At 53.7% G+C, this 16,291-nt stretch carries 12 protein-coding genes; 9 read left to right on the plus strand and 3 right to left on the minus strand.

Annotated features, from left to right (window positions below; translation table 11 throughout):
- Nucleotides 1-232 precede the first annotated feature (232 nt).
- Nucleotides 233-469, plus strand: coding sequence for a hypothetical protein (locus tag AUR04nite_RS17275; RefSeq protein ID WP_141367465.1), 237 nt, complete (start codon nt 233-235; stop codon nt 467-469).
- Between the two features lie 75 nt (nt 470-544).
- Here the strand turns inward: AUR04nite_RS17275 and AUR04nite_RS17280 are convergent, their stop codons facing one another.
- Nucleotides 545-799 carry a hypothetical protein gene (locus tag AUR04nite_RS17280; RefSeq protein WP_141367467.1) on the minus strand — a complete coding sequence of 85 codons (255 nt, stop codon included), beginning with the start codon at nt 797-799 and terminating at the stop codon, nt 545-547.
- Between the two features lie 120 nt (nt 800-919).
- Nucleotides 920-2,629 carry an AAA family ATPase gene (locus AUR04nite_RS17285; RefSeq protein ID WP_141367469.1) on the minus strand — a complete coding sequence of 570 codons (1,710 nt, stop codon included), beginning with the start codon at nt 2,627-2,629 and terminating at the stop codon, nt 920-922.
- 1,053 nt (nt 2,630-3,682) lie between these two features.
- Here AUR04nite_RS17285 and AUR04nite_RS17290 point away from each other — a divergent pair.
- The 5 genes from AUR04nite_RS17290 to AUR04nite_RS17310 all read left to right on the plus strand — a co-directional run bounded on the left by AUR04nite_RS17290 (nt 3,683) and on the right by AUR04nite_RS17310 (nt 12,314).
- Nucleotides 3,683-5,863, plus strand: a complete 2,181-nt coding sequence (locus tag AUR04nite_RS17290) for an nSTAND3 domain-containing NTPase (protein WP_343883977.1) — start codon at nt 3,683-3,685, stop codon at nt 5,861-5,863.
- Between the two features lie 326 nt (nt 5,864-6,189).
- Entirely contained in the window at nt 6,190-9,462 is a 3,273-nt protein-coding gene (locus tag AUR04nite_RS17295; RefSeq protein WP_141367474.1) for a type ISP restriction/modification enzyme, read from the plus strand.
- 448 nt (nt 9,463-9,910) lie between these two features.
- The gene (locus tag AUR04nite_RS17300; protein WP_141367477.1) at nt 9,911-10,990 is read left to right on the plus strand and encodes a magnesium and cobalt transport protein CorA; all 1,080 of its coding nucleotides are present in this window, start codon (nt 9,911-9,913) and stop codon (nt 10,988-10,990) included.
- Complete coding sequence (locus AUR04nite_RS17305; protein WP_218024704.1) at nt 10,990-11,628, plus strand: GyrI-like domain-containing protein; 639 nt, start codon at nt 10,990-10,992, stop codon at nt 11,626-11,628. The genes AUR04nite_RS17300 and AUR04nite_RS17305 overlap by 1 nt, the downstream gene beginning before the upstream one ends.
- Nucleotides 11,625-12,314: a DNA alkylation repair protein gene (locus AUR04nite_RS17310; protein WP_141367481.1), complete on the plus strand. Its 690-nt coding sequence runs from the start codon at nt 11,625-11,627 to the stop codon at nt 12,312-12,314. Before AUR04nite_RS17305 ends, AUR04nite_RS17310 begins: the two co-directional genes overlap by 4 nt.
- A 101-nt stretch (nt 12,315-12,415) precedes the next feature.
- Here the strand turns inward: AUR04nite_RS17310 and AUR04nite_RS18000 are convergent, their stop codons facing one another.
- Nucleotides 12,416-12,964 carry a carbonic anhydrase gene (locus tag AUR04nite_RS18000; protein ID WP_281285139.1) on the minus strand — a complete coding sequence of 183 codons (549 nt, stop codon included), beginning with the start codon at nt 12,962-12,964 and terminating at the stop codon, nt 12,416-12,418.
- 73 nt (nt 12,965-13,037) lie between these two features.
- Here AUR04nite_RS18000 and AUR04nite_RS18005 point away from each other — a divergent pair, with 73 nt between their 5' ends.
- From AUR04nite_RS18005 to AUR04nite_RS17320, 3 genes are all read left to right on the plus strand, one after another.
- Nucleotides 13,038-13,211 (plus strand): hypothetical protein, encoded by a 174-nt coding sequence (locus AUR04nite_RS18005; protein ID WP_170184266.1) that lies wholly within the window; start codon nt 13,038-13,040, stop codon nt 13,209-13,211.
- 567 nt (nt 13,212-13,778) lie between these two features.
- Nucleotides 13,779-13,955 (plus strand): hypothetical protein, encoded by a 177-nt coding sequence (locus AUR04nite_RS18010; RefSeq protein ID WP_170184267.1) that lies wholly within the window; start codon nt 13,779-13,781, stop codon nt 13,953-13,955.
- A gap of 11 nt (nt 13,956-13,966) precedes the next feature.
- Nucleotides 13,967-16,195, plus strand: coding sequence for a heavy metal translocating P-type ATPase (locus AUR04nite_RS17320; RefSeq protein ID WP_407646718.1), 2,229 nt, complete (start codon nt 13,967-13,969; stop codon nt 16,193-16,195).
- Nucleotides 16,196-16,291: the final 96 nt, after the last annotated feature.

A 16,291-nucleotide genomic window follows, 5' to 3' on the forward strand; every position in this document is an offset into this window, starting at 1 on the left:
TTAGCTCCACAAAATTTCCTGCGTGACATTGGCGATTAGGTTGCCCTACTGGATGGGCACATTTTCTAACCACGAAATAACCAAGATCGACAAAATCGGAGTGTTTTGCCGGCCTCCATTTCGTCCAAATCCACGCCTTCCAAGCCTAAGAATTTCTCCAATGTGACGCACTTCACATAAATATTTGCCTAACGCCGTGAACTGGCGAGCTGTAGCCACACACCTCCATTGCATGACAGCAAAAATTTTGGTCCTCCGCCCAGAAACCTTCGCCCCTGGCCAGGTTTTCTCCCGCCCCGGGCTGGCGACTTACCTCCGGCTTCGTCCTCGAACGCTGGCCAACTGGTCGGCCCGCGGTACTGGCCGCGACCTTCATTACGCAATCGAAGACGTGGCCACTTGGCTGGCTGGAACCAAAACCGGCACGAAGCTCCAAGGCGGGAAACGCCTGCGGGTACAGAACGGCTAAGCCCCACTAATCCCACCACGTCTCTATTCCCTCAATTCTGACGAGCCCTCAAAGTAGCTCCTCCAACCGCTCCATCTAGCCAATCGCCGTGGGGCTTCGCTGCCTGGCCTTCATGATGCCGGCATTAGCTAGCGCCTGCTCAATAGTCTTGTCGCCGTCGACTGTATCTAGCTGCTCCACCACAGCCCTGTCCAGGTGCCAAGTGACACGATTTTCTCGCCTCTGCATCGACACCTCACTATCGAGCTCAAGTGGTGGCGGTACCAACTTTGCGAGTGAGGACCGCCACCAAGAAGACACAAAGAATTCAACCCCAAGATCAAATTCCATAATGCTTCTTAGCGAATTTTATATCGAAAATTCACCACCATTCCAGAGGTCGCCTTTGCTTTAAGTTTCAATTTGAAAACATTTTCCGTCTGTAGTGGTCTCAGTCAGCGGCTACTTTGTCTATGTGTGCGAGTTTGCCTGTCGGATCAAATCAATCAATCTTCCAATGTTTTCTTTAAGGTCAAACGGCCAGTCAGTAACTTTTTCGGAAACTACAGCCTTCGCGATCAAGTTTTTACTGGGCTTCGTCCCCAACCGTTCAGACGAAAGCGGGTTCGCCCAACGAGTCTGATCAGCAAACTTGTTGTCCTTGGTACTTTTAGAATGCACCAGTTTAATCGCCCTACTAAGAGCTTCTTCTGGAATGTAGTTTTCTATGGTGTAGCCAGCAGTAACCCACGCAAAGCCTGTCTTTGGGTCTTCCTTCAGCTCATCAATTACTCTTCGCTTGCTGGCATTGAGGCGGGCTTGAGGAGACTTTTTATCGGAATCTATGACGATAGCCATGTATCGGTTGAGCTTGCGTAGTGAAATAAAATCATCAACTTCTTCTAAATCTGACGGCGACAGAGCGTTCAGCAGCCCGCCTCCGTAGAACATGATCGAATAGTGGGTGCCCTCAATAAATTCGCCTGGAGCAAGTGCCTCAATCCAGTGCTTGATGTAGATACGATCCGATGGTCCCTCGACCCAAATAATGGCGTTTGTCTGGACAAGATCGGAAGGTCGGTATCCAAGATCTGCGCAGATGGCAGACCGCTCACTGGCTGACCCGGCATAGCGTACCTCAGAAAATCCGCTGTGTTTAGAGACATGAAAGATTGACCCCAGCGCAGAGTCCAGCATGTGTGCGGAGTGTGTCGCAATGAAGTATTGGTTGGTTGTCTCATGGTGTAAGTAGCGCAGCAACTTGCGCTGGAGAACTGGATGTAGATGAACTTCAGGCTCTTCGATACATAATATTGAGTCTCGAACGACAGTCGCGGCAGCCGCAAGGATCACAACTTCATGAACACCGGTGCCTAAATTCTCAATAGGCAAAGTCACACCGTTTTGCGTTACGTGGATGGTGGATAGATCGTAAGGAATCTCGATCGTAATACTGTCATCGTCGAGAACTGCCCGAACGAAATCTTGAATCTTGGCAAATAGGTTTTTGTCATTAAGCTTGTCAGTGGTCGGGTTCTGCAATTTCAAGAGTCGACGCTTGATACTGGCACCATTCAAGTCAGGCTCAGCGTCATTGTCCGCTGATATCGAACGGCCACCTTCGACAGTAAAAGCCCTGCGTGGAGGTGGCACATCATTGAAGATCCACCTCAAGATAATAGCTTCGTTGTAGCCTTTTGATGTCGATGAAGTTGAAGATATCTTCCCGATCAGGTTCTGCGATGTGCTGGTGTTGTGAAATTGCATAGACAATTGCTCAATCGAAGCTCGCTCAAGACTTCCTTCATCTCCAACTGGCAACCAGACACCTTCAACAGGCTGATGAACCGAATCAAGACCTTCATCGAGCATAAATTTTTTGAGATCCTCTCGAAAATCGCCCGTAGCATTTTTCGGATTGGGAAGCTCAAAAAGCCGGTCAATGCTCAAAAATTCCAAGGTTTCAAAATGACTCTCTGCTACACCTTGAGGGCGATCCAATACGGAGAGGCTTCGTTTGTTTTCGGAGTAGGTTGCCGAGATGACTCTCAAGACATTCGACTTTCCGGTGTTGTTTTGACCAGCGATCAAATTGATCTTGCTCAGCGGATACAGCACTGCCGGCCGTTCGCTTGAAAAGCTTCTGTACCCCTGAAATTTGAACCCCAACAAATTAGCCATATCCAAGTATTACCAGCGCGACTGCACAGCTGCCAAAAGCAAACCCAGGAACCCCGATCTGGCGGGAGGCCAGTGGAGTGGGTATAAAAATGGGAGCCGTGCGGAATAGGGTGAAACGGTACCTCCATTCCAGCTACGTGGTGTGGAATCTCGCGACTTCGTGGACACTGAAACTCATGGCTTCATGGACAACTGATATCAATACTTACCAAGTTGGAAGAACAGGAGTACCTTCAAGCGCTATTCTGCAGAAGCCGGGCTCTAAGAAAACATCACGAACCACGAGTCGTCACCACGCACATCCAAACACATCGAGTCAACAATTTGGTAAGGGCTACGTCCAGTAACTTATCTCAGGCTTGTCGAGGTTTGGCCACTCTTGCTACAGACTTTCTGGCTTCGCCAATGCCAGCTCAGCTACCTAGTTTCCAAGGTTCTTCGATCAGGTTTCACACCTGAGGATCGCATTGGCATTCGGATCGCCCTCTTTGCGTTGTACCGGCCAATCACAACGGACTTTCCCGGCTTCTGGCCCGGAGGGCTGGGCTGCAGACGGCGCGGTGGCCCGCTAGGGCTGACTGGTAGTCGCAGATCCAAGATTCACATCAGGCCCGCGCGTCACCTAAATTTACAGGTCAACGTACATATCAATTTTCAGTTCTTAAAACATGGCACGACAACAGGCTCGAGTGAGGAATTAGACATGGCACCTCCTAAGGTGCATTAAACTACCCATTAGACCAAAGGCGATCTCGATGGGTACAACTCTGCACATTACGTCAAAGGGTCGCCATCCCACTCCAGCCGGATAATGATTGCTCGAACAGAGTAACGACTAGAACCGGGAGAACCAGCGATGTCCGCCAAACAGCGCGGCCAACGGGCACTGCGCGCAGCGAGTAACTCCCAGCCATGGGAGCTGCTTAGACGGCAGCTGGTGCCCGCAATTCCGAAAATGGCTGCCTGATAAGTTTCCCGGCATGTCCAGATTAGCTATTTTCCAGTAATGGTTGGTTAATTAATAGGTGCGAAATTTTTGCTTCACTATCAGATATTGAATTCGAAGAGCTCTGCGCCGATTTATTCACTCGCGATCTTAGACTCCCGGTTGAGCGCTTTGCAGCCGGGCGCGATCAGGGGATCGACCTGCGCTGGCGTCCGACGCCAAAAACGGTTGGCATAGCCCAGTGCAAGCACTACGTGAAAACTTCCTATTCAGGTTTACTCAGAGCAGCAAAAGATGAAGTGTCCAAGGTCGAGAAACTAAACCCAAGTCGCTACTTTTTCATAACCTCGCAAGAGCTCACGGTTGGCCAGAAGGATGAGCTCTATAAGCTCTTCGGTCGCTGGATGATTTCGTCGGATGACGTCTATTCTGGCACTGATATTGATTCATTAATTGCCCGACATTCAGAGGTTGAACGTGAGCACGTGAAACTGTGGCTGAATTCAGGTGGCGTACTGTTCAACGTCATAAATTCTGGAACGATAAACGCCTCTGCCAGACTTCTCGAGCGGGCACAAGAAGATATGACTCGATTCGTTCACACTATAAACTTCGATAAGGCCAAAGATATTCTTAACGCTGAACGAACTTGCCTTATCGCAGGTCCTCCAGGGGTTGGAAAGACCATGTTAGCGCACTCGTTGATAGTGGACGCTGCTAACCATGGATTTGAACCCATCGAGATCTCCGACGACATAGAAACTGGTTGGAGAATGTTTGACCCCAACCGAAAACAGTTCTTCCTCTATGACGATTTCCTCGGTGCCATCGCCCTGTCGGAAAAACTTAACAAAAACGAAGACAGGCGCATCGTTGAGTTCATGGAGAAAGTTTCAAAAAGCAAGAAGCACCTCCTTGTACTCACCACACGCGAGTACATTCTGCGCGATGCCGAACAGACATACCTAAGTTTAGAGGAGATAGGCTTCAGTTCACGCCTCGCACTTGCGTTACCATCGTATTCACGAAACGCAAAGGCTAAGATTCTTTACAATCATGTCTATCATTCCGAGCTTCCGTCACAGCTTAGTTCGCAGTTTTCCGATGGAGGCTGGAAATCAGTTGTTGATCACAGAGGTTTCAATCCGCGACTAATTAAGTACGCTACAGGAGACTTGCTGCGCGACGCAGGTACAGACTATTTATCTCAATTCACCGGCATCCTCGACAACCCAGTAAAGCTATGGACAAATGCATACGACCGGCACCTTAACGAGCTTCAACGCCGCATTCTGCAGACTTTATGCTCATTCCAAGGTGTATCAGTTGAGCTCCTTACAACAGCGATTGCGACAAGCTATCAAAACAGTCAACATGTGACGGGGCGTGAAACCAAGCTCGCACTACGGACTCTGGAGCAGACTTTTGTAAAAACTGAGAAGTCTGGCAATACGATCTCAGTGAATTTTGACAGTCCTACGGTTCGGGAATTTGTACTCTCCATTTTGGAAGATGACAATCAGTCAATTGAAAGGATAATTAAGAATGCTGTAGCCATTGAACAGCTGTTAACTGTGGCTACGGCAGGGCGTCAAGACGAGAGCTCAAGATATTCATTCGTCAAACTCAAATCAACCACGCCACGATTCAACTTACAACCAGTTTCGCACATATTCACTGAGTCAGTCGTCCGCCTACTGGACCAGCAAATGAATCAAAAGAATCAGATTGACAGGCTGCTCCTCGCACTGCTTTCACTGCCTAACTCGCTACTTCCAAGTGAGTCATGGTGGGGTTCTACTGTGGACTATTTGCTTTCCAGCTGGGCCGAAGGAAAAGGGCGGCCTAGCGACGTCATCCGGCTACTGCGATTCCCACAGATTGCAGACCGGCTTCATACCCAACTGCAATCCTTCAAACTTGCCCTAGCAAAGCTGTGGGACAACAAAACTTTTGCAGACCCAGATGACTGGGGTGCATATCTCGATATCATCGAAGAATTTTTTGAAGAAGAGTTCCCCAGCGACACAGTTTCCATTTTCGAAGACCTGGTAGAAAATGAAATATGGAACAGTTCCCTGAAAAACGAAGTCGACTTTGACGGCCTAATCAGAATTGCAGAGAGGTTAGAACTGCCGGACTCCGTTATAGATCTTGACGAGCGTCGAGACGAGCTATTATCGAGCGTTGATATGGACGATGACATAGACGGGTATCGAGGTTCGGGCTCCTCCTCCGAATCCGGGGACGCTGCAGCGATCGAGTCAATGTTCAACCGGTTTAGATAGTCGCTGTTGTTATGCGATCATACGAATGAACTTTCACATTTTTTCGGGGATTTCTTGGCCGACGAAACGTCGTTTTGCATCAAATCCAGCCCGCGGGTTTCCTCATAGAATCCCTGTTCAGGCCGAAATGTGTACATGCATCAGCATGTGCCCATCACGATGGAGCAGAAAGCAGGCTTGATATTTGGGCTTGACATGGTGGGCAGCGTAGGGATAGCAATACTGGCGAGGTTACGAGTCTACGGGTGGAGGGGTGGGGGCAATTTCGACCACGCCCATTGAGGAATGTTCTACTTATTGTCGCTACTCACAGTAAAGTTTTGACCATGGTTGATCTTTCAGATTTGGTCAAAGGGTACGGCGCACTCGCAAAGGATCTGCTTAATGGTCCTGGCGAGCCAGAAGCAGCACTCTCCCAGCCCGTCACAGAGCTCGTCACCGGAGTAGCGCAAGAGCTACTTGGCCTCAAAGCTGTCATGCACCGTGAAGTGCGTGAAGACTCAGGCGCAGTACGTCCCGATTACGGCATCCGCATCAATGGGCTAATGTCAGGCCATGTCGAGCTGAAGAAACCTGGCGTCTCCCTAGACCCATCAACCTATGCCAAGACTTCCCATAATGCGCGGCAGTGGCAGCGACTGAGCAATCTTCCAAATCTACTCCACACAAATGGCACTGATTGGCGCCTGTGGCGTTACGGTGAGCTGATTGCGGATTCATCGCTCCACACTCCTAGCTTAGCTACACACAAAGGGCAGCTGACTGCGCCGGCTTCTTTCCTGCCCCTGCTGACTAGCTTCCTTACGTGGACTCCGACGCCAATTACTTCGGTAGGCAAGCTGGTCGATACGATCGCACCGCTGGCCGTGATGCTTCGCGAAGAAGTGTTAGAATCTCTAAAGGCCGACCGCCGCTTCGCCAAAGCCAATAATCTGGACGCGAGCATGCGACCTTTCATTGGACTTCACCGCGACTGGCGCGCAAGCCTGTACCCGCGAGCCACCGACGAAGAATTTGCTGACGGCTTCGCTCAGACAGTGGTTTTCGCACTGGTCGTCGGTCTCTCTGAGGGGATCAAGCTAGATGGTCTGCAGATCCCTGAAATTGCCAAGCGCTTGCAAGCCAGCCATACTCTGTTAGGTCGTGCGCTAGACCTCCTCACCGAGCACATCGCCGAGTCCACAGTTGGCCTGGCTATCGAGACTATTGTCCGTACTCTTTCAGCAACCAAATGGGATCACATTTCGCAAGGTAGGCAAGATGTTTACTTGCATCTCTACGAGCACTTCCTCAGCGCGTATGACCCGGAAAAGCGCAAGAAGTCTGGTTCGTTCTATACGCCCGTTGAAATCGTCGACTCGATGACACGACTGACTGATGAAGCGCTCAAAACATTCCTGGGCACACCCGACGGTCTATCTGCTGAGTCTGTTGCTGTCATTGATCCGGCCATGGGCACGGGCACCTATCCTCTTTCCGTCCTCCGCCATGTGGCAGATGAAGCATCCAAATATGGGCAGGGCGCTGTCAGCGATGCGGTGTCCTCTGCTGCCGAGCGTCTCTATGGCATCGAGCTACAATCTGGACCATTCTCCGTTGCAGAACTTCGCCTCACGCAAGCGGTGAAAGACTTCGGTGGAGCACTGCCAGCTGGTGGCCTAAACCTGTATGTTGCCGACACCCTCGAAGATCCGAATGCAGGTTCATCACGGCAACTGAGCTACACTTTGCAGCTCATTGCGGAGCAGCGTCAACGCGCCAATCGCATGAAAGTCGAGACACCTATTCAGGTGTGCATCGGCAATCCACCTTATAAGGACAAGTCTGAGGGTTTAGGTGGATGGGTCGAGAGTGGCGACCTCCGTCGTCCAAAGGCTCCTCTAGATGACTTCCGCCTACCGGGCAATGGACGCCTCGAGTACGTGCTCAAGAATCTCTACGTTTACTTCTGGCGTTGGGCTATGTGGAAAGTCTTCGAAAGCACACCAGGCAGCCATCATGGCGTCGTTTGCTTTATCACCGCAACGGGTTACCTGAATGGGCCTGGCTTTAAGGGTATGCGCCAGTGGATCCGCGAAAACACCTCGCGCGGCTGGATCATCAATCTGACCCCAGAGGGTAAACAACCACCGGCAAACACTACAGTCTTCAACATTGAGACAGAAGTGGCCATTGCAATATTTATCCGTGACCAGAAAAATGACCCAACCGTGCCAGCCGAGATTAAGTACACAGAGCTGCATGGACTTCGCGAGCAAAAGTTCCAGGCACTAGGAAACCTTCGCTTGGACGATGAGTCTTTTATTCAAACAAGCACTGATTGGACTGACGGATTCGTTCCAGCAGCAGGCGAAGTGTGGGCAGATTACCTCGTACTCGGCGATATTTTTCCTTGGGCTGCGCCGGGGATCAAGCCGAACAAAACTTGGGTCTATAACCCAAGTTCAGAGATTCTAGAACAGCGTTGGAACGATCTGCTGCTCGAAACTGACCGAGATCTAAAAGCTCAAAAGTTCAGGGAAACTAGAGACACGTCTCTGACAAAAGCAAAACGGCCGCTCCCGGGAGAAGGTACAGAGCGGGAAACACATGTGCCCTTTGAAGAAGTTGAATGGCCACACGCACCCTCCATTGTTCCGGTAGGTTACAGGTCCTTTGACCGGCAGTACATTATTGCGGACAACCGACTCCTTCACATGCCTAGTCCTTCGTTGTGGGCAGCAAGGTCAGAAAAACAACTGTTCATTGCAGAGCAGCATGCCCGCTTCCCAGGGAAAGGCCCTGGCGTTATGTTTTCCGAGCTCATGCCGGACATGAACTACTTCAATAACCGAGGAGGGCGGGCATTCCCGATCTATCACCCTGATGGCAGCGCCAATATAGCGCCAGGATTATTGGAAGCCCTATCCGAGCATTTTGGCGTAAAAGTTGAAGTAGAGCATGTAGCGGCCTACCTTGCGGCCACAACTGCACATCCAGAATACGTATCCATGTTCAAAGACGAGCTGACCCACTACAGTAACCGGCTTCCACTGACATCTTCCACTGATTTGTGGGAGCAAAGCGTACGGCTAGGACAAACAATTATCTGGTTGCATACCTTTGGGAAACGAGGTGAAGCTCCTGTGGGAATCTCAAGTATTTTCGATGCGTTCACAGGGGTTCCACTGCCTGAATATTCAAGAACTGTAGGCGCTGAAATGCCTGAGTCAGTTATCTACGAGCCAACGACACGAACGCTGACGCTTGGGAAGGGCGTCTGGACAAACGTAGATCCAAAAGTTTGGGAATACACTGTAGGTGGAATCTCTGTTGTTGAGTCTTGGGTTGGTTATCGACGCAAGAATCCAAAAGGCAAGAAGACGTCACCGTTGAATGATCTAATTGCCACAAGCTGGCCGTCAGACTGGTCTAAAGAGTTACACGAAATCCTTGTGATTCTCACTCACCTAGTACACCTCGAGGAACGCCAGGCAAACTTGCTCGAGCAGATTGTTGGCGGACAACAGCTAAATGTGGAATACCTCACTCGCGTTGGTGTTAAATGGCCGACTTTGGCAAAAGATCGAAAACCACACTTCGAGGGAGCCCTCTTCTAGAACGACGGAACCCCGGTAAATCGAAACCGGGGTTCCTTCAGCCACCAATTTTTACGGCTCGCGAGAATCTTGTCCGATTGAATCCGTTCCTGACCTGTGATTATACTAAGAATGGGTTAACCAATCACTGGATCCAAGAGCCTCGGATTCGGTAACCAAAAAATAACCCCACGGATAACCAAGATCGAAAAATACGTCGGTAATCGTCGTGACTAGGGATTTCGCCCCAAGATGAAAAAATCCCAAAAATCGGCATATCCACCCTGACTAGTAAGAAGGACCATCAGGCCTACACTTTGATGAGGTCAGGGGTTCAATTCCCCTTAGCTCCACAATTTTCACGGCCGGGTTCGCTGATGCGGATGCCGGCCTCGTGTATGTTCATTCAAGAGCCGCACCGCACTTGGCTGGCGGCCTAGCCGTTCGCTCCAGAGCAAGGAGTCTGCCCATGGTCAGAGACCACCGCCGCGGGGTGCGCGCCCCTCAGCGCAGCAAGAGCCATGTGAATCCGGTCTTCAGATTCGTCCAGGACGGCCTGGTCACGCAGGCACCCAACGGTACTACCGCCGCTTCAGCACTCGACTACTCGGCGGGCAGCGAGAACCGTATCGCATTGAGCCTCTACCCGGCACCCGATTTCGCCGATGTCCAGGAGCTGGCAGAATCATGGGACCTGCACCCGGTGCTGGTCGAGGACCTGCTTCACGCCGGCCAGCGTCCAAAGCTCGAACGCTATGGCGAGGTCAAGCTCTTAGTGGTGCGTTCGGCGCTCTACCTTGATGAGCTTGAAGAAGTTGAGCTCTCAGAGTTCCACATCCTGCTGCGCAGGGGCGCAATTGCCATCCTGTGCCAGGACAACCGATGGATCGACGGCACCCCGGGCGGCCAGTGGGCCCAGGCGATCCTCAGCGGAGAGATCGCCAGCGGACAGCAACTACTCAGCGACCCATCGCTGCTGAAGATGGGGGCCGAGGCGGTGCTCTACCGCCTGTTGGATGAAATTGTCGACGGCTACGTGCCAGTGCTTCAGGGCTTGGGCATCGACAAGGAACAGATTGAGCGCCAGGTGTTCAGCGGGGACGCCGCGGTCACCGAACGCATCTACCGGCTTAGCCAAGAAGTCATCGACATGCAGCACGCGACTGCTTCCTTAATCGAGGTGGTCCAGGCTCTCGCAGCGGGCTTCAGCAAGTACAACGTCCCAGCCGAGTTGCAGACCTATCTGCAGGACGTCAGCGACCACCTGACCCGCGCCCACACCCAAACGATGGAATACCGAGAAGCCCTCTCGCAGATCCTCAACGTTAATTCAACCCTCGTGGCCCAGCGCCAAAACGAGGACATGAAAAAGATCTCGGGGTGGGCAGCAATTCTCTTCGCTCCGACGCTCATCGCCGCCATCTACGGCATGAACTTTGACGACATGCCCGAGCTCCATTGGTCCTTCGGCTACCCGGCGGCCGTATTGCTCATGGTTGTGTTCGCCGCGGGACTCTATGGCGTCTTCAAGTGGCGTAAGTGGTTCTGATGGAGAAGTTCGATTTCAAGAAGACAGAAGCATACCGCGCCTCATCAAAGTTCCAGTTGCTCACGCTACCGGCGGCTACCTACCTCATGATTGACGGGCACGGAGATCCAAATAACGAGCCGAGTTATCAGCACGCCCTGCAGACCTTGTATCCGGTCGCATATAAGCTCAAATTTGCCAGCAAGGCCTCCGGGCGCGATTACGTGGTTCCACCGCTGGAAGGCTTGTGGTGGGCCGAGGACATGGACTCATTCACCATTTCACGCGATAAATCCGCGTGGGACTGGACCATGATGCTGGCCGTGCCTGACTGGATAACCCGCGAGGATTTTTGTCTCGCACTTGAAGCTGCCAGCGCATCAAAGCAACTTCCGGTGCACCAGAAGCTGCGATTGGATTCCCTGGAGGAGGGTAGCTGCGTACAGGTGCTGCATCACGGGTCCTACGATGATGAAGCACCTGTTCTGGAACGGATGCACCAGTTCATTGATGAGCAACAAATGAAGCTGACGGGAAAACACCACGAAATCTACCTGTCGGATCCGCGGCGAGTTGCGCCGGAGAAATTGAGAACTATTCTGCGGCAGCCTGTGGCAGATAGTCTTGAGCGCAAGTCTTTAGCCAAGGAGATGAAATGAATACGGTCCTGACGCCGCAAAGCTCGGTCGCTGACGTGCAAGCCGCACTTGCGGAGCTTGAGAACCCCAAAATGCGTGCGGTCAACGAAAAGCACGGAGATGACTTGGGGGTCAACCTGACAAAGCTGCGTGCCTTAGCCAAAGCGCTAAAGAGCAACCAAGAACTCTCAGAAGAACTCTGGGCCACAGGAGACACAGCGACCAGATTGGTTGCGATTCTCATCTGCAAGCCCAAGGGCTACAGCCTTGATGAACTTGAACGCTGGCTGCGCGAAGCCAAGACTCCCAAGGTTCAAGGCTGGTTCGTGAACTATGTTGCCAAGAAGAGCAAGTATCTTGAAGAGCTTCGCAAGGTTCTCATCGCGGATCAGGATCCTATTGTCGCCAGCGCAGGCTGGGAATTAACTGCCCATCAAGTAGTCAAGGCTCCACAGAATTTGGACTTGGGCGGCCTGCTGGACACCATTGAAGCTGACATGAAGTCGGCTCCGGAGCGCTTGCAATGGGCGATGAACAATACCCTTGCACAGATCGGAATCGAGCATGAGCAGCTGCGTGAACGCGCGCTGACAATTGGAGAAAAGCTGCAGGTACTGGCCGACTATCCTACGCCCCCGGGTTGCACATCTCCGTTCGCACCCATCTGGATCAACGAGATGGTCAGCCGCAAGTCCGCCTCGGTATAGGAATTTTCAGGGCCGAATAACGCGGCACAAAATTGGGCTCTTTCAGTACACTGGATCGGCGCTTTCGGCGGAAAGCGCCGATCCAGCATGACCACTTGGACTTAGGCCGCTACTTCCCAATCGATGGCGCCGGTTTCAAGATTGTAAACGGCGGCGACAACCTTCGTCGTGCCCTCGTCGACAGCCTTGCGGATGATTGCCGAGCGCTTAACCAGGCCCTGGGCTACCGCGACAGTATTGGCGCGGACCACTGCATTAATGTGTTCTGCCTCGGTGCCCTCGACCGGGACCTTTCGCGCAATCGGCGCAATTTCCTGAGCGAAATCGTTCATCTCTGCCGGCAGTGACGGATCCTTTGGGTTCTTTTTCAGGCCCTTCACTGTCCCGGTCACGGCTCCGCAGGAGGTGTGTCCAAGAATCACCAGAACTGGCACAGCATATGGCGCGCTGACCGCAAACTCCATGCTTCCTACGATGGTGTCATCAAGTACTGCCCCGGCAGTACGCGTCACAAAAAGATCTCCGATGCCTTGGTCGAAGACGACTTCTGGTGCCACGCGCGAATCGACACAGCCATGAACTAATGCCCACGGTGCTTGGTGTCCTGCAACTTCCTTCCGGATGCTTTCGCCCTGATGTGGGTGGATCATCTGCCCCGCAGTAAAGCGCTCATTTCCCGCCTTGAGGGCTTTCAATGCTTCTTCGGGCGACCGCGGAACTGGCGTGTCAGCTGTTGGCTCGGCAGAAGCTGCAGCAGTCGTCGAACTGGCGCCGCAGGCTGTCAGCGTGGCCAAAGCCAGAATTCCGGAAGCTCCTGCAAGGAAGCGTCGCCGCCCAACCGACGAAGCAGTGGTAGAAGCTGGCACCGGAGCATTCATCTCCGGGTGGTTGTTGTGAATCAAGAGTGGGACCTTTCAAACGTCCGAGAAGGAGATCAAGGCGTTGCCTGACCATTGAACAGAGTTGGGCGTCTTTGAGTGAATATCTTCGAATGAGAATCTAAATATTCGCATGTAGTCTATTTGTGGATAGTCGATACACAAAACACCTCAGTGTTCACAACGGTGTTTTACTTCATTTTTTCGTAATATCTGGCAGATTCCCGTGAAGGTGGCGAAACACCTGCTGCCGGAACTACTCAGCATGTGGACTTCCTCCAATATCAGAACTCCTGTAATCCCCGCTCCAAAACTTCCGGCCTACCGAACCCGCAGCCACGGAAGAAGCGTTGTTGCAATCGGATTCAATCAACCAGGTGTGATTCGACGCGAACACGAAGCCTACTGCTGAAGCGCCATTCTCGGCCTAGCCGGAACTTTCTAGGCAAATGACGTGCTCATTAGGCAGATGCACGTCCGCGTGGTGATTGCCTCACAATCCTTGACAGAAATACCCCCTATGGGTATATGGTTGGCTCAATAAATACCCCTATGGGGTATTTGATAATTCACGAAGGCTAGCGAAATGTGCACCACGAGCAAGCACCAGTCAGGCAGGATGAGCTGCGAACTCAGCAGCGCCCTCCTCTACCCCGATGTGGAGCAGATCGCCGACGTGGACAGCACGATTCAGTTCGCGGATGCGTCCACTAAACAGTCCCCAATGATGCTGAGGCACAGCGTCCCCACTTCCATGGCTTGAGAGAGGCCATCATGACACACCACCACGATCCTTCGAACGGACATCATGACGGGCACACAGCCCAGAAACCAGACGGACCAATGAACCACCTGCACGTTCCGTCAACCAATCCAACGCTCCACGAGCCGCATGACCACCACGCCGAACACAGCGGCCACCCCGCTGCATTGATGACGCAGGATGCACACAACGGCCATGCTGCACAGATGCAGCACGATGCCCCGATGGAACACGCAGGCCACGGCGGCCATTCAGGACATGGAGATCATGTCGGCCAGTTCCGCCACCTGTTCTGGATCATGCTGGCCATCGCTATCCCGACAGTCGCCTTGTCGGGGATGTTCGCGATGATCCTTGGCTACACGCTGCCGAATATCCCGGGCCTGCAATGGGTATCCCCAGTACTCGGAACCATCATGTACGCATGGGGAGGCAAACCGTTCCTCAGCGGGGCGGTTTCGGAGATCCGGTCCCGCAAGCCTGGCATGATGCTGCTGATCGGACTTGCGATTACCGTGGCATTCTTCGCTTCCTGGGGAGCGAGTCTTGGCCTGATCCACCACGAGCTCGACTTCTGGTGGGAGCTCGCTCTGCTGATCGTGATCATGTTGCTCGGGCATTGGATCGAGATGCGCTCCCTGGCCCAGACAACCTCGGCTTTGGACTCTCTTGCGGCGTTGCTGCCTGACGAAGCCGAGCGGGTCGAGGACGGGCAGATTGTCGTCGTCTCCCCTGCTGTGCTCAGTGTCGGTGATGTGGTCGTGGTCCGTCCCGGCGGCAGCATCCCCGCAGATGGGCGTATCGTGGAGGGACGCGCGGCGATGGACGAATCGATGGTCACCGGCGAATCCCGCACCGTGGCGCGCACCATTGGCGACCTGGTCACCGCCGGGACAGTTGCCACCGATTCAGGGCTGCGGATCGAGATCACCGCCACCGGCGATGACACCACCCTGGCTGGAATCCAGCGTCTTGTCACCGAGGCGCAGAATTCGTCGTCGCGGGCACAGCGCCTGGCGGATACCGCCGCAGGCTGGCTGTTCTGGTTTGCGCTGGGCTCTGCTGCAATCACCGCACTCATCTGGAGCATAGTAGGCCTGCCCGACGACGCGGTCATCCGGACCATCACCGTGCTCGTGATCGCCTGCCCTCACGCACTGGGACTCGCGATTCCGCTGGTGGTGTCCATCGCGACCGAACGCGCCGCCCGCGGCGGCGTGCTGGTCAAGGACCGTCTGGCTTTGGAGAGCATGCGCACCGTGGACACAGTGCTCTTCGACAAGACCGGCACCCTCACCAAGGGCGAACCATCCGTCACGGAGGTTTCTGCCGTGGAGGGTATCGATCCGGACCACCTGCTCGCCCTGGCGGCGGCCGCTGAATCGGACAGCGAACACCCGCTCGCCAAAGCGATCGTGCGAGCGGCAGAGCTCAAGCAGCTCACTATCCCGGCAAGCCGAGACTTTGCCTCGTCGCCGGCGGTCGGAGTCACCGCAGCCGTGAAGGGATCAACGATTCGCGTTGGCGGCCCGCATCTGCTGGCCGAGGAACACGCGGCCGAACTTCAGATTGCCAACCGGTGGCGCGACGACGGGGCGATCATCCTGCACGTGGTGAAGGATGGGCAGGTGATCGGTGCGCTCAAGCTCGCCGACGAGGTCCGCCCGGAGTCGCGAGAAGCAGTTGATGCGCTGCACGCGCTGGGCGTTCAGGTCGTGATGATCACCGGTGACGCGGAAGCAGTCGCCCGCGCCGTTGCTGACGATCTCGGCATCGACCGCGTGTTCGCCGGGGTCCGGCCCGAGGACAAGGCCGCGAAAGTGAGGGAACTGCAGGCCGAAGGCCGGAAGGTCGCCATGGTCGGCGACGGAGTCAACGACGCCCCTGCCTTGGCGCAGGCTGATGTCGGACTGGCCATTGGGGCCGGCACAGATGTGGCCATCGCATCTGCTGGGGCGATTCTCGCCAGCGACGATCCCCGTTCGGTGCTTTCTGTGATCGAGCTATCGCGTTCTGCATACCGGAAGATGAAACAGAACCTATGGTGGGCGGCCGGATACAATCTGGTCTCCGTGCCGCTTGCGGCAGGAGTGCTCGCTCCGGTGGGGTTTGTGCTTCCGATGTCTGTCGGCGCCATCCTGATGTCGCTGTCGACCGTCGTCGTCGCACTCAATGCGCAACTGCTGCGCCGCCTCGACCTGCGGCCTGAATCCACCACTCGCGCGCTCCTCGAACGCTGAGAAGCAATGATTCATTGAAATAGAATGAGCGACCGCATAAAAAAAATTCCTCGGGACATCGAGGATGTCCCGAGAAATTTCAATTTGTGGAGGTAA

The sequence above is a fragment of the Glutamicibacter uratoxydans genome (assembly GCF_006539925.1).
GTDB classification, from domain to species: Bacteria; Actinomycetota; Actinomycetes; order Actinomycetales; family Micrococcaceae; genus Glutamicibacter; species Glutamicibacter uratoxydans.